Here is a 19,155-nt window from a genome sequence, read left to right on the forward strand (position 1 = left end):
AGATCAGAGTAGCCAGCGCAGATTGTGGCGCTGTAAACCGACCGGAACTCCCGCCCGGCCGTCGCGGCTCAGCGCTTTTCCTTGATCTTGGCCTTCTTGCCGCGGAGCTCGCGCAGGTAGTACAGCTTGGCGCGACGGACATCACCACGGGTCACCACCTCGATGTGGTCGATGTTCGGCGAGTGCACCGGGAAGGTCCGCTCGACGCCGACGCCGTAGCTCTCCTTGCGCACGGTGAAGGTTTCGCGGATGCCACCGCCCTGCCGACGGATCACCGCGCCCTTGAACACCTGGATACGCTCCTTGGCGCCCTCGATCACCTTGACGTGCACGTTGACGGTGTCGCCCGGGCCGAAAACCGGGATGTCGTCGCGCAGCGACGCTTGGTCGACGAAGTCCAGGCGGTTCATCTGAGAAGACACTTCCTTGCGGTCGCGGCCTGCGGCAACAGCTCTCACCTGGATGTGAGGCGGTCGCCAAGCCGATGGTTTGGGGCAACTTGCGCGTATCTCGCAGCGGGCGAAAGCGGCCCGGCCGGCCTGCAACCGCTGGAGACAACTGGTCAATTGTGCCAGACAGCGGGCTTGCCACGAAAATCACAGCATCGAACGCGGTTCGCAACGAGCCGAAAACGCTGGTGAATGGTACATATGACTGGGGCCAGAACGCGCTACCGGACCTTGCGTGATGGCCGGAGCAGGTGGCGCGATGCGGCCCGCACCTGTGCACTTGGGTGCGTCGGAGCCACATCGGAGGAGAGGAATGCGCGTTCGGCCGCTGATTCTGTTCACTGCCACAGCGGCGGTGGCATTGGTCGTGGCCGCCGGATGCGAGGCGAAGGTACAGGCCAAGGTATATAGCCTCCCGGTGTACGTCACGCCCGACCGCGGTCTGCGCCAGCCGCCCCCACAGTCCGCCGAGCTCATGCTCGAGGCGGCCAAGCCACCGCAGCCCGACCGGCAGCTGACGGGCGCGGGGCCCGTCGGCCTGCAGGCGCGGGTGCAGCAGGCAACCGACGAAGCCGCCGCCGGCGGAGCCGCCCTCTCGGTGGCGATCCTCGATCGGAAAACCCACCAGCTGGTCTCCACGGGCAACAGCCAGGTCATCGGTACCGCATCGGTGGCCAAGCTGTTCATCGCCGACGACCTGCTGCTGCACGAATCCGAGGGCAAGGCCGCGCTGAGCGCGGACGACCGCCAGGCGTTGGACATCATGTTGCAGTCCTCCGACGACGGCGCGGCCGAGAAGTTCTGGGGGCAGGGCGGCGAGAACGCCATCATCACCGCGGTCGCGGCCCGCTACGGGCTCACGTCGACCACCCCGCCGAGCGACGGACGCTGGTGGAACACGATGAGCACGACGACCGACCTGATCCGTTACTACGAAATGCTGCTCGACGGGTCGGGCGGGCTGCCCGCCGACAAGGCGAAGGTCATCGTCGACGACCTGGCCCAGTCCACCCCGAACGGGCTCGACGGCTACCCGCAACGCTTCGGCATCCCGGAGGGGCTGTACGCCGAACCGGTGGCGGTCAAGCAGGGCTGGATGTGCTGCATCGGCAGCGACTGGATGCACCTGTCGACGGGCGTGGTCGGTGCCGACCGCCGTTACATCATGGTGGTGCAGTCCCTGCAGCCCTCCGACGACGTCACCGCACGCGAGACCATCACCCGGGCGGTCAGGACGATATTTCCCGAGGGGCGAATCGACCCGCTGCGACGCGGGCTCTAATCCCGCGGGTCCAGCAGCTCGGGCCGGCGTTCGCGGGTGCGCTGCAGCGAGACCTCCCGGCGCCAGGCGGCCACGCGCGCGTGGTCGCCGGATAACAACACCTCGGGAACATCGAGCCCCCGCCAGGTCGGCGGCCGGGTATAGCTGGGCCCCTCCAGCAGCCGGTCCAGGGCCGGCGAGTGCGAATCCTCCCGATGCGACGCCGGATTGCCGAGGACACCCTCGAGCAGGCGCACCACGGCCTCGATCATCACCACCGCCGCCGATTCCCCACCGGGCAGGACGTAGTCGCCGATCGAGACCTCCTCGACCCGCATCCGCCGGGCGGCGTCCTCGATCACCCGCTGGTCGATGCCCTCGTAGCGGCCGCACGCAAACACCAGCTGTTCCTCAGCGCTCCACCGCTGGGCGTCAGCCTGCGTGAACAACTTGCCCGCGGGCGTGGGAACGACCAAAAGCGTTTGCTCCGAACATATCTCGTCCAGTGCGTCGCCCCACACCGGCGCCTTCATCACCATCCCGGGGCCACCGCCGTACGGCGCGTCGTCGACCGAGCGATGCACGTCGTGCGTCCAGCGACGCAGATCGTGCACCTGCAGGTCGACCAGGCCCGACTGAATCGCCTTGCCCGGCAACGATTGCCGCAGCGGGTCCAGGAAGGTCGGGAAGATCGTGACGACGTCGATTCTCATGCGAGATCCAGCAGGCCCTCGGGCGGATCGATCTCGACGCTACGGTCGCCGAGCGACACCGACGTGACGATCGCGCCAACGAACGGCACCAACACTTCCCCGCCGTCGCCCCGGCGCACCGCCAACAGCTCACCCCCGGCGGTGTGCAACACCTCGGCGACGACGCCGACCTCCTGGCCCGTGACGGTCCGGACGTGCAGGCCTTCGAGCTGGTGGTCGTAGTAGGTGTCCGGCTCGTCGATGGGGGGCAAGTCATCGGAATCGACGACGAACACGGTGCCGCGCAGCGCGTCGGCGGCGTCGCGGTCCGTCACCCCGGCCAATCGCAGCAGCAGCCGACCACCGTGTTCGCGCGCGCTCTCGACGACGAAGTCGCGTTCCTCGCCGCCGCGGGATGTCTTGCCGTGCAGGGTATTACCCGGCGCAAAGCGGGCCGCTGGGTCATCGGTGCGGATCTCGACGACGACCTCGCCGCCGATCCCGTGCGCTTTCGCGACGCGCCCGACGGTCAACTCCAACGGAGCTCCATCAGCGCTATTGGTCGGTGTCCACCACGTCGACGCGGATCCCCCGGCCACCGATACCGGCGACCAGGGTGCGCAGGGCGGTCGCGGTACGTCCGCCGCGACCGATCACCTTGCCCAGGTCGTCGGGATGGACGTGGACCTCGACAGTTCGGCCGCGGCGGCTGGTCACCATGTCCACCCGGACATCGTCGGGGTTGTCGACAATCCCACGGACCAGGTGTTCGACCGCGTCAACGACGACCGTGCTCACGTCAGTCAGCTTTCGGCGCTCGGCGCGGCCTGCTCGCCGCCCTCGGCAGCCGGCTCCGCCGGCGCGGCGTCAGCGGCCGCCTCCGCCGGCGCGGCGGCCTTGGCGGCCTTCTTCGCGGGCGCCTTCTTCTTCGGCTTCGCGGCCTCGGTGGTGGGACCGCCCTCGGCCTCAGCCAGCGCGGCGTTGAACAGATCGAGCTTGCTGGGCTTCGGCGGGGCAACCTTCAAGCGACCCTCGGCACCGGGCAGGCCCTTGAACTTCTGCCAGTCGCCGGTGATCTGCAGCAGCTTGCGGACCGGCTCGGTGGGCTGAGCGCCCACGGAAAGCCAGTACTGCGCGCGCTCCGAGTTGATCTCGATCAGGCTCGGCTCTTCCTTCGGGTGGTAGCGGCCGATGACCTCGATGGAGCGGCCGTCGCGCCGCGTGCGCGCGTCGGCCACGGAGATGCGGTACTGGGGATTGCGGATCTTGCCAAGCCGAGTCAGCTTGATCTTCACAGCCATGGTTAAGCGGATTCTCCTGTGTGTGTCACGCTGCAATTCAGCGATCGGGGCGGGATGCCCGGATCCGGTTTTGCCTCGCGTGTATGACCACGAAGCGATGCGTAATCGCTCGGTGGACAGCCGCCCATTGTGCCAGAACGGGGCGCCGGGCCAGAAATCCGCTCGATCGTCACCCAGATTGCCGTGATGGTCGCGTTCGGGGCGCAAGGCACAGCCGTGGCGGCAATCTCGGCGAAGGAGGCCGAAGCCGGGCTACATGACCTTCTGGAAGACCTTGGTCTCGACCCGGCGGGTCATCCGCCAGCCCTCGGGCGTGCGGACGAACTCGTCGTCGTACCAGAGCCCACAGAACAGCACCTGATCCTTGTCCCCGCCGAGCACCATCGGGTTGAAGCAGATCACCCGCGAGGAGGCCTTGTCCCCGTCGATCTCCACCGAGAAGTTGCCAAGCATGTGTGCGTATACCGGGAAGTTCGGCAGCACCTCCGACAGCCACTTCTTGACCTCCGGATAGTGGCCCTCGAAGCCGCCGAGGGCGGTGTAGTCGATGTACGCGTCTTCCGTGAACACCTTGTCGAGATCGTCGAATCGGCGCTGGTCGATGGCGGTGGAGTAGTCCACCAGAAGCTGCTGGATCTCTAAGCGGTCGGAAATCTCGGCCAGACTCAACATGCATCGGACAGTACTGATAATCGACGCCGAACAGGCCCGGTAGTTAGACTTTCGGCCCATGCGCAAGGTCATGGCCCTCAGGGTCGGCGTCGCGGCCCTGCTCACGGTCGGTGCGTGCGCTGCCACCGCCCCCACCTCCTGGGCCGACAGCATGCAGCCGGTGGGCTCGGTGCCGATCCCGGACGGCCCGGCCCAGACCTGGATCGTCGCCGATCTCGACAGCGGGCAGGTGCTGGCCGGCCGCGACCAGGACGTACCCCATCCGCCGGCGAGCACCATCAAGACGCTGCTGGCCCAGGTGGTCCTGGACTCGGTGAGCCTGGACTCCACCGTCGTCGCCGACGTCGCCGACACCCAAGTGGAGTGCAACTGCGTCGGCATCAAGCCGGGCCGCACCTACACCGCGCGCCAGCTCCTCGACGGCCTGCTGCTGGTCTCGGGTAACGACGCCGCCAACACGCTGGCGCACATGCTGGGCGGGCCTGACGCCACGGTCGCCAAGATGAACGCCAAGGCCGCCTCGCTCGGCGCGACGAGCACCCATGCCGCGACGCCGTCCGGCCTCGACGGTCCCGGCGGATCCGGGTCGTCGACCGCGCACGATTTGGCCGTCATCTTCCGCGCCGCGATGGCCAACCCGGTGTTCGCGCAGATCACCGCCGAGCCGTCGGCGATGTTCCCCGGCGACCCGGCTTCTGGGGGCGACCACCTCATCACCAACCAGGACGAGCTGCTGCAGCGCTACCCCGGCGCGATCGGCGGCAAGACCGGGTTCACCAACGCCGCCCGCAAGACCTTTGTCGGGGCCGCCTCCCGCGGGGGCCGCCGGCTGGTCATCGCCATGATGTACGGGCTGGTCAAAGAGGGCGGGCCGACGTACTGGGACCAGGCGGCGACGTTGTTCGACTGGGGGTTCGCCCAAAGCCCGCAGTCCAGCATCGGCTCGCTGTAGCTATTCCGACAGGCCCGAGTCCGGCGCCGCCGCGGACAGCAGCGTCATCAGCATCGGAATCCGTTGCTCGGCGATCTGCGGCTGCGGCAGCACCCCTTCCACCACCGCGGCCCCGTCGAACACATTGGTCAGCAACGCGACCAGGACGGGGAACGTCTCCTCGGGGAAGCTCTCGGCTCCGGGCAGCGTGCGGGCGGCGTCGTGAATCTTCGCGGAGTACTGACGCAGCTCGTGTTGCAAAGTGGCCCTGAGCTTTTCATCGGTTCGCGCGGCGACCAGCAGTTCGTAGAGCACGGCGTTGCTCGGCGCGGCGGTGATGTCGCGGAGTATCGCCAGGGCGGCTTCGAGCGCCGGCCGATCGGCCGGTATCTCGGCGACCCGCTTGGTGAACGTCTCGAGCTGACGACGCAGCACCTCGGACGCCGTGGCGGCCATGAAATCGCCCATCGTCTCGAAGTGCCGGAACAGGGCGCCCACCGACACCCCCGCACGCTTGGTGATCACCGCCGCCGACGCCCGCGCGTATCCGACCTCGATGATGGTGTCGATGCAGGCGTCGAGGAGCCGCCCCACGGTCTCCTCCCGACGCTGCTGCTGCGTCCTGGCCACGTCAGCCTCCGATTTTCAGGGCGCTATGGCCCCGGTGCCGCTGACCCGCGCGCAGGTAGCGGCCCGATTTCACGGTCCGGCCGTAGCCGTCCCTGAACTGGCCCGCGCGGAAGACCACGGTGCCGCCCACACCGGTCGCGACCACGGCGTCGTCGTTGCGGTTGACCATGCGCCGCAAGCCCCCGTAGAACGGCACCTCCTCCTCGTAGTAGCCCTCGACCGCTTCGTTGAGGCCGGCCGGGTCGATCACCACGAAGTCCGCACGGTCGCCCTGGCGCAGCGTGCCCGCGTCGACGCCGAACCACTCCCCCAGTTCGCCGGTCAGGCGATGCACCGCCTGCTCGATGCGCATGAACGGCGCACCCGCCCGGTAGGCATCCCGAGCCCGCTTGAGCAGCTTCAGACCGAAGTTGTAGAAGGCCATGTTGCGCAGGTGCGCACCGGCGTCCGAGAAGCCCATGTGCACGCTGCCTTCTTTGGCGAGCGCGTTGAGCAGCTTGGGGCGATGGTTGGCGACGACGGTGGTCCACCGGACGTCGCGTTCGCCGTTCTCGACGAGCACGTCCAGGAAGGCGTCGAGCGGGTGCAGTTTGCGCTCGTCGGCGATGGCACCAAAGCTCTTGCCTATCAACGACTTATCGGGGCACTCGACGATGACCGCGTCGTGGAAGTCGCGGTGCCACAACGACGGTCCGAGCTTGATGCGGTCGAACTCCCGACGAAACTTGCGGCGGTATTCCTTGTCGGCCAGTAACTCGTTGCGCTCCAACTGGTCCCGCATGTGCAGGGCAGCCGTTCCGGCGCCGAACTCCTCGAAGACCGGCAGATCGATTCCGTCGGAGTACAACTCGAACGGCACGGGCAGATGCTGGAAACGCACGCTGGCGCCCAGCAGCTTGTTCAGCAGACGGGTCCCCGGGCCGAAGACGTATACCGACAGCGGCATCGACTTGGCATCCGCAGATACCAGCATGCTCATGCGAACGCCCTTGCCGCGGTTGAGGATCCGGCTGCTGGCCAGGAAGAAGAGCACGCCGGACGACGGCTTCGCCACGTTGGGCGCGCTCTGCAGCATGCGTCCGCGCCTGCGCAGCACCCTGATCAGGGTGCGGCGCTCGCGCCAGGTCGCGAAGGTGGACGGCAGCGCCCTTGACCGGAAGCGCTCACCGTCGAGCTTGTCGATGGCCGCGTCCATCCCCGACATGCCGAGTACCCCCGCTTCGAGCGCCTCCTCGAGCAGGGCCGCCATCTGCTCCAGCTCGGCGTCGGTGGGCTGGACGCTGGCGTCGGTGGCCCGATCCAGCCCGAGCACCGCGGTCCGCAGATCCGAATGGCCAAGCAGCGAGCCGATATTCGGCCCGAGCGGCAGGGCGTCGATCGCCTTGATGTATTCCGCTGCGGTGGACCAGGTCTTGTTGGCGGCCAGGGCGCCGTAGACGAATTCGCGGGGCACGGCCTCGACGCGACTGAAGAGGTCGGCGGCGTCCTCGGAGTTGGCGTAGACCGTCGACAACGAGCAGTTCCCCAGCAGCACGGTGGTGACGCCGTGCCGCACGGACTCGCGCAGACCCGGATCCAGCAGCACCTCGGCGTCGTAGTGGGTGTGGACGTCGATGAAGCCGGGCACGATCCATTTGCCGGCCGCGTCGATCACCTCGGGGCAGCCATTCTCGTCCAGCGGCCCGTCCGAGACCGCGGCCACCACGCCGTCGCGAATACCCAGCGTGCGGGTCTGCGGCGCGTTGCCGGTGCCGTCGAACCACAGCCCTTCGCGGATGATCACGTCGTAAGCCACTTCTGCCTCCAGTTGTCGTGGTGGCATGGAACCTAACATAGATAGTGATCACTCACAATCTTTTCTGGCTTTCGGCGTGTCAGCCCGTTGACCAGCAACGATTTGCGCCTGCCTATGCCAGCGGTCTGAACACCTTGCCGCGCAAAATCACCAGGTCGGGCCGGCCCAGCGCGGCCGGGCCCGACCGCGGATCGCCCGAGTAGCACAGCAGGTCGGCGCACGCGTCGTGATCGATCCCGGGACGGCCCAGCCAGCGACGGGCGTCCCAGCACGCCGCGCCCAGTGCGTCGGTCGGGCTCATTCCGATGCCCTTGAGCGCTTCGACCTCGTCGGCGATGCGCCCGGGCGCGACCATGGTGCCGGCGTCACTCCCGGCGTAGATCGGCACGCCCGCATCGCGGGCCGCGGCGATCCGCGACAGGCCACGAGCATGCAGGTCGCGCATGTGGGCGGCGTAGGTCGGGTACTTCGCGGCGGCGGCGTCGGCGATACCCGGGAAATTCTCGACGATGTTGACCAGCGTGGGAACCAAGACGGTTCCGCGCTCGACCATCAGCGCGATGGTGTCATCGGTGAGGCCGGTGCCGTGTTCGATGCAGTCGATGCCGGCGTTGACCAGCCCCGGCAGCGCGTCCTCGCTGAAGACGTGCGCGGTTACGCGGACGCCATGGGCATGCGCCGTGTCGATGGCGGCCTTGAGCACGTCGTCGGACCACAGCGGGGCGAGATCGCCGACCCTGCGATCGATCCAGTCGCCGACCAGCTTGATCCAGCCGTCCCCCCGGCGCGCCTCTTCGGCCACCGCCTCGGGCAGTTGCCACTCGTCTTCCAGCTCCCGCGAGAAGCCCGCCGCATAGCGTTTGGGCCGGGCCAGATGTTTTCCGGCCCGGATGATGCGGGGCAGGTCGTCGTGGTCGTCGAGGCTGCGGGTGTCGGTGGGTGAGCCGCAGTCTCGCAACAGCAGCGCACCGACGCCGCGTTCGATCTCGGCCTGTGCGATCGCCTCTTCGAGCGGGATCTCGCCGTGCTCACCGAGCCCGACGTGACAGTGCGCGTCCACCAAGCCGGGCACGATCCAGCCTTGAAAACCGGATGAGCCGAACACGGTGTCGGCCGCCGCGACGGGTTCGGCGCTGATGCGGCCGTCGACGATCCACAGTTCGATTGGGGTCTCATCGGGCAGGCCGATACCTCGCACGTGCATGCGCACGGCGGGTTACTTTCGTCCCGTCCCATGGTGACGACCTGGGGACACCACCGCCGCGCTGGCGATCGTCACGGCTTGCCTGGGAACTTGAGTTTGGACAGGTCGAAGTCCGCCAGCCCGGGCGGCAGCTCGTTGAGGCCCTCGGGCATGTGCGACAGGTCGGGGAAGCCGGCCGGCATGCCCGGCATTCCGGCGCCCAGCGGGTTCCTGGCCTTCGGCGGCGTCGGTCCACGCCCGCCCTTCTTGGCTTTCTTGCCCGCCTTGCCCTTGCCCGCTTTGGCCTTTCGGGTGGCCGACTTGCGGCCCATGCCGGGGATGCCCATGCCGCCGAGCATCGACGACATCATCTTGCGGGCCTCGAAGAAGCGGTCGACCAGCTGGTTCACCTCGGACACCGAGACGCCGGATCCGTTGGCGATGCGCAGCCGCCGCGACGCGTTGATGATCTTCGGGTCGGCCCGTTCTTCGGGCGTCATGCCGCGGATGATCGCCTGTAGGCGGTCGAGCTGTTTGTCGTCGACCTGGGCCAGCGCGTCCTTCATCTGCCCGGCGCCGGGCAGCATGCCCAGCAGGTTGCCGATGGGGCCCATCTTGCGGATGGCGAGCATCTGCTCGAGGAAGTCCTCCAGCGTCAGCTCGCCGGTGCCGATCTTGGCGGCGGCGGCCTCGGCCTGCTCGGCGTCGAAGACCTGCTCGGCCTGTTCGATCAGGCTCAGCACGTCGCCCATGCCCAGGATGCGGCTGGCCATCCGGTCGGGGTGGAAGACGTCGAAGTCCTCGAGCTTCTCGCCGGTGGACGCGAAAAGGATTGGGACGCCGGTCACCTCGCGGACCGACAAGGCGGCGCCGCCGCGGGCGTCGCCGTCGAGCTTGGTCAACACCACCCCGGTGAAGCCGACGCCCTCGCGGAACGCCTCGGCGGTGGTCACGGCGTCCTGACCGATCATGGCGTCCAGGACGAACAGGACTTCGTCGGGATTGACGGCGTCGCGGATGGCCGCGGCCTGGGCCATCAGTTCGTCGTCGATGCCCAGCCGGCCGGCGGTGTCGACGATGACGACGTCGTGGTGCTTCGCCCGGGCCTCGGCGAGGCCCGCCGCCGCGACCGCGACCGGGTCGCCGGGCCCCGATTCGGGGGACTCGCCGGGATGGGGCGCGAACACCGGTACCCCGGCACGCTCACCGACGACTTGGAGCTGGTTCACGGCGGCCGGCCGCTGCAGGTCGCACGCCACCAGCAGCGGGGTGTGCCCCTGACCGCGCAACCAGGTGGCCAGCTTGCCGGCCAGTGAGGTCTTACCGGAACCCTGTAGACCGGCCAGCATCACCACGGTCGGCGGCGTCTTGGCGAAGGCCAGCTGGCGGGTCTCCCCACCCAGGATGCCGATGAGCTCTTCGTTGACGATCTTGACGACCTGCTGCGCAGGGTTGAGGGCACCGGAGACCTCGGCGCCCCGGGCGCGGTCCTTGATCCGGGTGACGAACTCGCGCACCACGGGCAACGACACATCGGCTTCCAGCAGCGCCAGCCGGATCTCGCGGGTGGTGGCCTCGATGTCGGCGTCGGTCAGTCGACCCTTGCCGCGTAGTCCCTGAAGGGCACCGGTCAACCGGTCGGACAGCGATTCAAACACCCCGCCAGCCTAGTGGAGAGTGTGCGGCCTCCCCTATCGCCGCGAGCGTGAAGCTGACGTCACGCTCGACCACCGTGACGCCAGCGTCACACTCGGCGCCTCTGAAGGGCTTGACGGCACGCCGGCGGCGAAGAAAAGTCAGCTCATGCTCGAGGTGATCGACAAGGGATCCTGCAGCGAAGCCCATCCGGTGCCGCTGCTCTTCGTGCACGGCGGCTGGCACGGCGCGTGGTGCTGGGAGCACTTCCTGGACTTCTTCGCCGACGCGGGCTATCGCGCGGTCGCGATGAGCCTGCGGGGACACGGCTCCAGCCCGACGGCCAAGCCGCTGCACAAGGTCTCCATCGCCGACTACATCGACGACCTCCGTTCGGTGGCCGACGAACTGGGCGGCGGCCCCGTGCTGATAGGCCATTCGCTGGGCGGCTTCGTCATCCAGCGCTACCTCGAAACACGCGGCGCGCCGGCGGCGGTCCTGGTGGGCTCCGTGCCGCCGCAGGGCGTGCTCAGGTTGGCGGTGCGCGTCTGGCGTCGCCGGCCGTCGATGACGATGGAAGCCTGGAGCGACCCGACGCTGCTGAAATTCCTCGCCACCCCGGCCCTCACGCGCGAGTACCTCTTCTGCGCCGACACGCCCGAGGCGGTCGTCGAATCCTGCAGGCAGCGCGCCGGGGCCGAGAGCATCCGCGCCGCCATGACCGATCCGATGGTCCGCCGCGTCAGAACCCGGCGGGTGACCACGCCGATCCTGGTGCTGGGCGCCGAGCACGACGGCTTCGTCAGCGCCAGCGATGTGCGCGCCACGGCGCGCGCCTACCGGACCGAGCCGGAATTCTTCCCGATGGGCCACAACATGATGCTGGAGCCGGGATGGGCTGACGTCGCGCAACGCATCCACGAGTGGCTGCAAACCCGCGACCTCGCGGGCCGGCCGCGGTAACCGCCCTCGAGTCGTTACTGCGCCGAAAAGCGTTGGCGTGCTACATTTCACGTCCGCCACCTAACCGCGCTGTCCGCGTTGAAAAACTGCACACTACGGGGGGAAATGTCCGTGCAACCGCTCGCTCGCACGGAGTCCTCCGCCGACGACGGCGGCCGGGCGCTGCGGGGTTGGCAGCGCCGGGCGTTGGTGAAATACCTGGCCGGCCAACCGCGCGATTTCCTGGCCGTGGCGACCCCGGGATCCGGGAAGACGACGTTCGCCTTGCGCGTGGCGGCCGAACTGCTCAGCCAGCGCGCCGTCGAGCAGATCACGGTCGTGGTGCCCACCGAGCACCTCAAGGTGCAGTGGGCGCAGGCCGCCGCGCGGCACGGCATCGCCCTGGACCCGAAGTTCTCCAACTCCAGTGCCCTGATGTCGGGCGAGTACCACGGCGTGACGGTCACCTACGCTCAGGTCGCGGCGCATCCGACGCTGCACCGGGTGCGCACCGAGCAGCGCAAGACGTTGGTGGTCTTCGACGAGATCCATCACGGCGGTGACGCCAAGACCTGGGGCGACGCCATCCGCGAGGCGTTCGGCGACGCGACGCGCCGGCTCGCCTTGACGGGCACGCCCTTCCGCAGCGACGACAGCCCCATCCCGTTCGTGACCTACGAACCAGGCGCGGACGGGGTGCGCCGTTCGCAGGCCGACCACACCTACGGCTACGCCGAGGCCCTCGCCGACGGGGTGGTCCGGCCGGTGGTCTTCCTGGCCTATTCCGGGGAGGCGCGCTGGCGGGACAGCGCCGGCGAGGAGCACGCCGCGCGGCTGGGCGAGCCGCTGACCGCCGAGCACACGGCACGCGCGTGGCGGACGGCGCTCGACCCGGCCGGCGAATGGATGCCCGCGGTGATCGCGGCCGCCGACCAGCGGCTGAGCCAGAAGCGCGCGCACGTGCCCGACGCAGGCGGCATGATCATCGCCTCCAACCGCACCGCAGCGCGCGCCTACGCCGCCCTGTTGACGACGCTGACCTCTGAGGCACCGACGGTGGTGTTGTCCGACGATCCCGGATCGTCCGCGCGCATCAGCGAATTCGCCGCCGGGACCAGCCGGTGGCTGGTGGCGGTGCGCATGGTCTCCGAAGGTGTCGACGTGCCGCGGCTCTCGGTCGGCATCTACGCCACCAGCGCCTCGACCCCCCTGTTCTTCGCACAGGCCATCGGCCGCTTCGTACGATCGCGGCGGCCGGGCGAGACCGCGAGCATCTTCCTGCCGTCGGTGCCCAACCTGCTGCAGCTCGCCAGCGAGCTGGAGGCCCAGCGCAACCACGTGCTCGGGGAGCCGCACCGCCCCGACGACGATCCCCTCGACGGTGACCCGGCCATCAGGACGCAGACCGAGACGACCGAGACCGACAACGGTTTCACCTCATTGGGCGCCGACGCGGAGCTGGACCAGGTCATCTTCGACGGCTCGTCGTTCGGCACCGCCGCCCCGGCCGGAAGCGACGAGGAGGCCGACTATCTCGGCATCCCGGGGCTGCTCGACGCGGACCAGATGCGGGCGCTGCTGCACCGCCGCCAGGACGAACAGCTCCAGCGCCGCGCCGCACAGGGGATGCCGTCCGCGGCGCCGGCGCCACCATCGATGCACGGTCAGTTGCGCGAGCTGCGCCGCGAACTCAACAGCCTGGTGTCGGCCACCCATCACCGCACGGGCAAGCCGCACGGCTGGATTCACAGCGAACTGCGCCGTCGTTGCGGGGGGCCGCCGATCGCCGCCGCGACCCGCGAGCAGATCCAGGACCGCATCGTGGCCCTGCGGCGACTCAACGCCGAGCATTCCTGACGCGCTAGTCGCCGACCGGCTCCTGGAGCACTTCGACTGTGGGGCCACCCAACACCGCGAGCAGGTTCTGTTCCATGGCGGCCCGCGCTTCGTGTTCGTCGCGGGCCGGCACCGTCACGCAGAAGACGTCGGCCGCCGTCGAGCCGAACGTGTTGACCTTGGCCCAGACGATGTCCGCACCCGCACGTTCGAGCGCACCGGTCAGCAGCGCGAGCAGACCCAACCGGTCCATGGCGCGCACTTCGAAGAGCAACTGGCCGGTGGTCGCCGTGTCGAGCCACAGGATGCGGGGCGGGGCGGTCGACCGGGTGACGGGCACCCCGGCCTGAATCTCGCCGGCCCGCGCGGTCGCGGCGCTGACGGCGTCGCTGTCGCGCCGCTCCAGCGTGCCGAGGACATCGAGGTCCCCGGCCAGGGCGCCGTTGAATTGCTGGCGCAGTAAGCCTGATTCGGGCGGCGAGCCGAACACCGGCGACACCACGAACTCGACGATCGCGACGCCCTCGTGAATGTTGGCCAGCGCCGAATGGATTCGCAGCGAGTTCACCGCCAGCACCGCCGCGGCTTTCGACACCAGCCCGCGCTGGTTGGGCGCAAGCATCACCGCGGTCAAGCGCTCTCGGTCACCGGGGTGGAGCTCCACGTGCACGCCGCGGCTGGCGGCCAGCGAAAGATAATGCGGGGCAATCGGTTCCGCCTCTGGGAGTGACTCCCCCGCCATCACCAGCCGGCAACGACGAACCAGGTCCTCGATCAACGATGCCTTCCAGTCGCTCCACACCCCGGGTCCGGTGGCCTTCGAATCCGCCTCCGCCAGCGCGTGCAGGAGTTCGAGCAGTTGCGGATCGCCGTGCAGGGCCGCCGCCACCGACTCGATGGTCTTGGGATCGTTGAGGTCGCTTCGGGTGGCCGTGATCGGCAGCAGGAGGTGGTGGCGGACCATGCCCGCGAGCGTGTCGGTGTCCTGGGCCGACAACCCCAGCCTGTTGCCGATCGGGATCGTCAATTCCGCGCCGAGCACACAGTGGTCCGTGCCGCGCCCCTTGCCGATGTCGTGCAGCAGCGCGCCGAGCGCGAGCAGGTCAGATCGCGCCACGCGGGTGGTGAGAGGAGCAGCGTTGACCGCTGTTTCGACGATGTGACGGTCGACGGTCCACTTGTGCGAGACGTCGCGCGGCGGAAGGTCGCGCACCGCGTCCCATTCCGGGAAGAGGCGGCCCCACAGCCCGGTGCGGTCCAGCGACTCGATCGTGTTCACCGCGGTGGGCCCGGCCAGGAGCACGACCAGCAGATCGTCCAGCGCCTCCCGCGGCCATGGCGACGGGAGGTCGGGAACGCTGTCGGCGAGTCGTTTGAGCGTGCCGGCGCCGATCGGCAGGCCGGTGTCCGCCGACGCGGCGGCGACTCGCAGGACCAAACCGGCATCGGTTTGGGGCTGGGCGTCGCGGGCGAGCACCACCTCGCCGTCGTACTCCACCACGCCCTCGTCCAAGGGTCGCCGCTTCGGCCGCCGCACCAGCGCGGTGAGCCCGCGTCGGGGCAGCGCGTTCTGCGCGGTCCGCAGGCCGGTTTCGGCGTGGTACGCGATGGTGCGGCTGACGCTGGAGAGCATGCGGGACAACGCAAACCGGTCCCCGACGCCCAACGCGGCGCTGACTTCGTCGGCGAACTGCGCCAGCAGTTGATCGAGTCCGCGCTTGGATACCCGGTGTAGTTCGGTGCGGACATCGAGCAGCGTGAGATAGGCGGCGTCCAGCGAGCCGCCGGGCGCGTCGGGATGCCCCATGCCGTGGCGGTCGATGAGCTGCGCGATGCCCAGCGCGTCAAGCAGTTGGACGTCGCGCAGCCCGCCCCGCCCCGACTTCAGGTCCGGTTCGGCTCGCTGCGCGATGCGCCAACACCGTTGCCAGCGTTCGTATGTCATGGCGACGAGCTCGTCCATGCGGGATCGGATTGCGCTGCGCCACTGGCGTCGCGCCCCGTCGATCAGCTCCGCCGACAGCCGCTCGTCCCCCGCGATGTGGCGGGCGTCCAGCATGCCCAGCGCGGCCACCAGGTCGCTATTGGCGACGTCCAGCGCCCCGGACACGGTTCGCACGCTATGGTCAAGCCGAACGTTGGCGTCCCACAGCGGATACCACAAGCCGTCGGCGACGCGCTGCAGCTCCGCGTCAGACCTGTTGTCGTGCAACAGCATCAGGTCGAGATCGGAATACGGCAGCAGCTCTCGGCGGCCCAGGCCGCCGACTCCGGCGATCGCGAAACCGCTGCCGTCGGTGATGCCGATCTCGCCGGCCTTGGCGACCAACCAGGATTCGTGAAGCTCCAGCCAGGCTTTCCGGAGCTCCGCCGCGCCGAGGTGACCGCCTTCCGACAGCAGTTGGCGCCGAGCGGCGGCCAAATCGCTTGTACCGCCGGCGCTTCCTGCTCCCGCTCCAAATGACCCGGACGGGTCGGGTGGGCTTGTCATACCCTCCCGGCCCGTCCGGCCTGGTTCAGCAATGTGCGGCTACGGTCAGAGGGCATCGGTTCCGCGTTCACCCGTGCGCACCCGCACAATGGTTTCCACGGGGGTGACCCAGACCTTGCCGTCACCGATCTTGCCGGTGCGCGCCGCCCGGACGATGCTGTCCACGACCTTGTCCACGATGGAATCGTCGACCACGACCTCGATTCGCACCTTCGGCACGAAATCCACCGAGTACTCAGCACCCCGGTAAACCTCGGTGTGGCCCTTCTGCCGCCCGTACCCTTGAATTTCGCTGACCGTCATGCCCAGGACGCCCGCGTCCTCCAGGCTGGTCTTCACGTCATCGAGGGTGAACGGCTTCACGATTGCGGTGACTAGCTTCATGCCTGCTCTGCCTCCACTTTGTCGCCCACTCGATCCTCCTCCAGGCCGTTGCGGTCCTCGACCGGAATCCGCGCCGTCGGAAGAACGGATCCTTGCCCACCGATCGTTCCGAAATCGTAACCGCTTTCCGCGTGCTCGGACTCGTCGATCCCGGTTGATTCTTCCTCGGCCCCGACACGCAACCCGATGGTGTACTTCAGGATCAAAGCCAAGATTAGCGTGACGATGCCCGAGTAGAAGAGGACGGCGAAGGCGCCGACCGCCTGCCGTTCCAGCTGGGCCCAGCCGCCGCCGTAGAACAACCCCTTCGATACCCCGACCACGCCGTTGATCGCCGGGGATTCGGGCGCGGCGAGCAGACCCACCAGCAGGGTGCCCGTCAGACCGCCGATCATGTGCACCCCGACGACGTCGAGCGAGTCGTCGTAGCCGAACCTGAACTTCAGCCCGACCGCCAGCGCGCACACCACACCGGCCACCGCGCCGACCACCAACGCGCCCAGCACGTTGACCGACGAGCAGGACGGCGTGATCGCGACCAGTCCGGCGACGATGCCCGACGCCGCTCCCAGCGTCGTGGGCTTGCCGTCGCGGATGCGCTCGGTGAGCAGCCAGCCCAGCATGGCCGTGGCCGTCGCGATGGTGGTGGTCATGAATGTGCTACCGGCGGAGCCGTTCGAGCTGGTCGCCGAACCGGCGTTGAACCCGAACCAGCCGAACCACAGCAAGCCGGCGCCGAGCATCACGAAAGGCAGGTTGTGCGGCCGGAACAGCGTGGCGGGCCACCCGCGGCGCTTGCCCAGGACTATCGCCAACGCCAGGCCGGCCACACCGGAGTTGATATGGACCGCTGTCCCTCCGGCGAAGTCGATGGCGTGCAGCTTGTTGTTGATCCAGCCGCCGTGCTCGGACGCGAAGCCGTCGGCGGCGAAGACCCAGTGCGCGACCGGGAAGTAGACCAACGTCGCCCACAACCCGGCGAACACCAGCCAGGCGGTGAACTTGAGCCGATCGGCCACCGCGCCCGAGATCAGCGCGACGGTGATGATCGCGAACATCAGCTGGAAGGCCACGAACACCGTGGCGGGCATGGTGCCGGCCAGCGGGATGTCGACCTGCGTGATGCCCTTGCTCGGGTCCGCCTTGACGGCGTTGCCGCCGATAAGCTTTGCCAGGCCCCAGTAATCGGTCGGGTTACCTACCACGCCGCCCCGGTCGTCACCGAACGACATCGAGTAGCCGTAGAGCACCCAGAGGACCGTCACCACGCCCATGGCGCTGATGCTCATCATGATCATGTTGAGCACGCTTCTGGTGCGCACCATGCCGCCGTAGAAGAACGCAAGACCCGGCGTCATCAACAGCACTAGCGCGGAACTCGCCAACATCCAGGCGGTATCGCCGGTATCGGGTTGGCCCAATTGCGGGAATGCCACTCGCTCACCTCCGGTCGGACATGAATGGCCCTCAGGCGACGCCTGTGGCCTGCGAGAACCATGCGCAATGGTTGTTTCCGCGGTGGGGCCGGCGTGTTTCGGCGGTATTAACGTCCCGCGCGCCGTGTAAGCGGTTTCAGCCGAGGAGGGCGTCGACGAAGGCGCCCGGCTCGAACGGCGCCAGATCGTCGGGACCTTCCCCGAGCCCGACCAGCTTCACCGGCACCCCGAGTTCCTGTTGGACGCGAAATACGATGCCGCCCTTGGCCGTACCGTCCAGCTTGGTCAGCACCGCGCCGGTGATCTCGACGACCTCGGCGAACACGCGCGCCTGGGCCAGTCCGTTCTGCCCGATGGTGGCATCGAGCACCAGCAGCACCTCGTCGACCGCGGCGCGCCGTGTTACCACGCGTTTGACCTTGTCGAGCTCGTCCATCAGCCCGACCTTGGTGTGCAGCCGGCCGGCGGTGTCGATGAGCACCACGTCGGCGCCCGAGGCGATGCCCTTGTCGACGGCGTCGAACGCCACCGACGCCGGGTCGGCACCTTCGGGCCCGCGCACCACCTCCGCGCCCACCCGTGATGCCCAGGTTTGCAGCTGATCGGCGGCCGCGGCCCGGAAGGTGTCGGCGGCGCCGAGCACGACGCGGCGCCCGTCGGCTACCAACACCCGGGCCAATTTGCCGACGGTGGTGGTCTTTCCGGTGCCGTTCACGCCGACGACCAGCAGCACCGACGGGTGGTCGGCGTGCGGCAGCGCGCGGATCGAGCGGTCCATGTCGGGGTGCAGCTCCCGGATCAGCACGTCGCGCAGCACGGCCTTCGCGTCGGCCTCGGTGCGCACGTCGCTGCCGGCCAGGCGGGCGCGCAGCTGCGACATCACCGACTCGGTGACCACCGGGCCGAGGTCGGCGACCAGCAGGGTGTCCTCGACGTCCTGCCAGGCGTCTTCGTCCAGGTCGCCGCCGCCGATCAGGCCCAGCACGCTGCGTCCCAGCGCGTTCTGCGACCTGGCCAGCCGGCCGCGAAGGCGCTCCAGCCGGCCCTCGGGCGGCGCGATGGCCTCGATCTCGGGCGCCTCGGGGGCTGGCGCTGGCTCGGGTACCGGCGGCGGTGGGGGCGCTACCGGCGGCGGGGCGGCAGTCGGCGGGGCCTCCGGTTCTGGGAGTTCGACCTCCGAGATGGTGCGCCGCGGCGCATCGCGAGGAATGGTGGCGTCGTCGCCCACCGCGGGCAGCCCCGTGGTGTCGAGCCGATCGGCCCCCAGATCGGCTCTAGCGGTCTGGCTGAAGGTGATGCCCGACGCCGCGGTGTAGCCACCCGACCGGTCGATCGCGCCGGGCTCGGGCTTGGCCGTGAAGCTGATCCGCCGGCGGCGGTACCGCACCAGCCCCAGGACCAGCGCCGCGATGACAACCAGGACAGCGACGACCGCGATGGCGATCCAAAGACCTTGCGACACGCTGACATTGTTTCAGGGGCGCGAGGCCGCGCGGTCGGCGCGGGGTCTACGCCGC

At 68.8% G+C, this 19,155-nt stretch carries 18 protein-coding genes; 4 read left to right on the plus strand and 14 right to left on the minus strand.

What is annotated here, in order from left to right:
• Positions 1-68 precede the first annotated feature (68 nt).
• A complete protein-coding gene (gene rplS / locus A5678_RS08030) occupies positions 69-410 on the minus strand; it encodes a 50S ribosomal protein L19 (protein WP_067212356.1) in 342 nt (113 codons plus the stop codon).
• Positions 411-762: 352 nt separating this feature from the next.
• On the opposite strand from rplS, the gene A5678_RS08035 reads away from it, so the two are divergent.
• On the plus strand, positions 763-1,731 hold the full coding sequence (locus A5678_RS08035; RefSeq protein WP_068040649.1) for a hypothetical protein: 969 nt from the start codon (positions 763-765) through the stop codon (positions 1,729-1,731).
• On the opposite strand, the gene trmD is transcribed toward A5678_RS08035, so the two are convergent.
• From trmD to A5678_RS08060, 5 genes are all read right to left on the minus strand, one after another.
• A complete protein-coding gene (trmD, locus tag A5678_RS08040; RefSeq protein ID WP_068040651.1) occupies positions 1,728-2,423 on the minus strand; it encodes a tRNA (guanosine(37)-N1)-methyltransferase TrmD in 696 nt (231 codons plus the stop codon). The two genes, A5678_RS08035 and trmD, sit on opposite strands and share 4 nt — an antisense overlap.
• Entirely contained in the window at positions 2,420-2,941 is a 522-nt protein-coding gene (rimM, locus tag A5678_RS08045; protein WP_068040653.1) for a ribosome maturation factor RimM, read from the minus strand. Before rimM ends, trmD begins: the two co-directional genes overlap by 4 nt.
• A gap of 16 nt (positions 2,942-2,957) precedes the next feature.
• Positions 2,958-3,200, minus strand: a complete 243-nt coding sequence (locus A5678_RS08050; RefSeq protein WP_003878715.1) for an RNA-binding protein — start codon at positions 3,198-3,200, stop codon at positions 2,958-2,960.
• Between the two features lie 5 nt (positions 3,201-3,205).
• Complete coding sequence (gene rpsP / locus A5678_RS08055) at positions 3,206-3,703, minus strand: 30S ribosomal protein S16 (RefSeq protein WP_068040656.1); 498 nt, start codon at positions 3,701-3,703, stop codon at positions 3,206-3,208.
• A 252-nt stretch (positions 3,704-3,955) separates the two neighbouring features.
• Complete coding sequence (locus tag A5678_RS08060; protein WP_068040658.1) at positions 3,956-4,375, minus strand: nuclear transport factor 2 family protein; 420 nt, start codon at positions 4,373-4,375, stop codon at positions 3,956-3,958.
• A gap of 58 nt (positions 4,376-4,433) precedes the next feature.
• Here A5678_RS08060 and A5678_RS08065 point away from each other — a divergent pair, with 58 nt between their 5' ends.
• Positions 4,434-5,327, plus strand: coding sequence for a D-alanyl-D-alanine carboxypeptidase family protein (locus A5678_RS08065; protein ID WP_068040659.1), 894 nt, complete (start codon positions 4,434-4,436; stop codon positions 5,325-5,327).
• On the opposite strand, the gene A5678_RS08070 is transcribed toward A5678_RS08065, so the two are convergent.
• The 4 genes from A5678_RS08070 to ffh form a co-directional block, all read right to left on the minus strand.
• A complete protein-coding gene (locus tag A5678_RS08070) occupies positions 5,328-5,936 on the minus strand; it encodes a TetR/AcrR family transcriptional regulator (RefSeq protein ID WP_068040660.1) in 609 nt (202 codons plus the stop codon).
• Between the two features lies 1 nt (position 5,937).
• On the minus strand, positions 5,938-7,770 hold the full coding sequence (locus A5678_RS08075) for an amidohydrolase family protein (RefSeq protein WP_068040662.1): 1,833 nt from the start codon (positions 7,768-7,770) through the stop codon (positions 5,938-5,940).
• Positions 7,771-7,843: 73 nt separating this feature from the next.
• Positions 7,844-8,935 carry an amidohydrolase family protein gene (locus A5678_RS08080; RefSeq protein ID WP_156746813.1) on the minus strand — a complete coding sequence of 364 codons (1,092 nt, stop codon included), beginning with the start codon at positions 8,933-8,935 and terminating at the stop codon, positions 7,844-7,846.
• Between the two features lie 71 nt (positions 8,936-9,006).
• Positions 9,007-10,572 carry a signal recognition particle protein gene (gene ffh, locus A5678_RS08085; RefSeq protein WP_068040666.1) on the minus strand — a complete coding sequence of 522 codons (1,566 nt, stop codon included), beginning with the start codon at positions 10,570-10,572 and terminating at the stop codon, positions 9,007-9,009.
• Between the two features lie 145 nt (positions 10,573-10,717).
• On the opposite strand from ffh, the gene A5678_RS08090 reads away from it, so the two are divergent.
• Both A5678_RS08090 and A5678_RS08095 read left to right on the plus strand, forming a co-directional pair.
• Entirely contained in the window at positions 10,718-11,512 is a 795-nt protein-coding gene (locus A5678_RS08090; protein ID WP_068040779.1) for an alpha/beta hydrolase, read from the plus strand.
• Positions 11,513-11,617: 105 nt separating this feature from the next.
• Positions 11,618-13,348: a DEAD/DEAH box helicase gene (locus tag A5678_RS08095; RefSeq protein ID WP_068040668.1), complete on the plus strand. Its 1,731-nt coding sequence runs from the start codon at positions 11,618-11,620 to the stop codon at positions 13,346-13,348.
• A 4-nt stretch (positions 13,349-13,352) separates the two neighbouring features.
• Here A5678_RS08095 and A5678_RS08100 read toward each other — a convergent pair whose 3' ends face one another.
• The 4 genes from A5678_RS08100 to ftsY all read right to left on the minus strand — a co-directional run bounded on the left by A5678_RS08100 (position 13,353) and on the right by ftsY (position 19,100).
• Entirely contained in the window at positions 13,353-15,818 is a 2,466-nt protein-coding gene (locus A5678_RS08100; protein ID WP_082945444.1) for a [protein-PII] uridylyltransferase, read from the minus strand.
• A gap of 45 nt (positions 15,819-15,863) precedes the next feature.
• A complete protein-coding gene (gene glnB / locus A5678_RS08105; RefSeq protein ID WP_066952569.1) occupies positions 15,864-16,202 on the minus strand; it encodes a nitrogen regulatory protein P-II in 339 nt (112 codons plus the stop codon).
• Entirely contained in the window at positions 16,199-17,590 is a 1,392-nt protein-coding gene (locus tag A5678_RS08110) for an ammonium transporter (protein ID WP_068040781.1), read from the minus strand. Before A5678_RS08110 ends, glnB begins: the two co-directional genes overlap by 4 nt.
• 184 nt (positions 17,591-17,774) lie before the next feature.
• The gene (gene ftsY / locus A5678_RS08115; RefSeq protein ID WP_068040672.1) at positions 17,775-19,100 is read right to left on the minus strand and encodes a signal recognition particle-docking protein FtsY; all 1,326 of its coding nucleotides are present in this window, start codon (positions 19,098-19,100) and stop codon (positions 17,775-17,777) included.
• Between the last annotated feature and the right edge of the window lie 55 nt (positions 19,101-19,155).

It is taken from the genome of Mycobacterium sp. E2733, from assembly GCF_001667585.1.
GTDB lineage: Bacteria > Actinomycetota > Actinomycetes > Mycobacteriales > Mycobacteriaceae > Mycobacterium.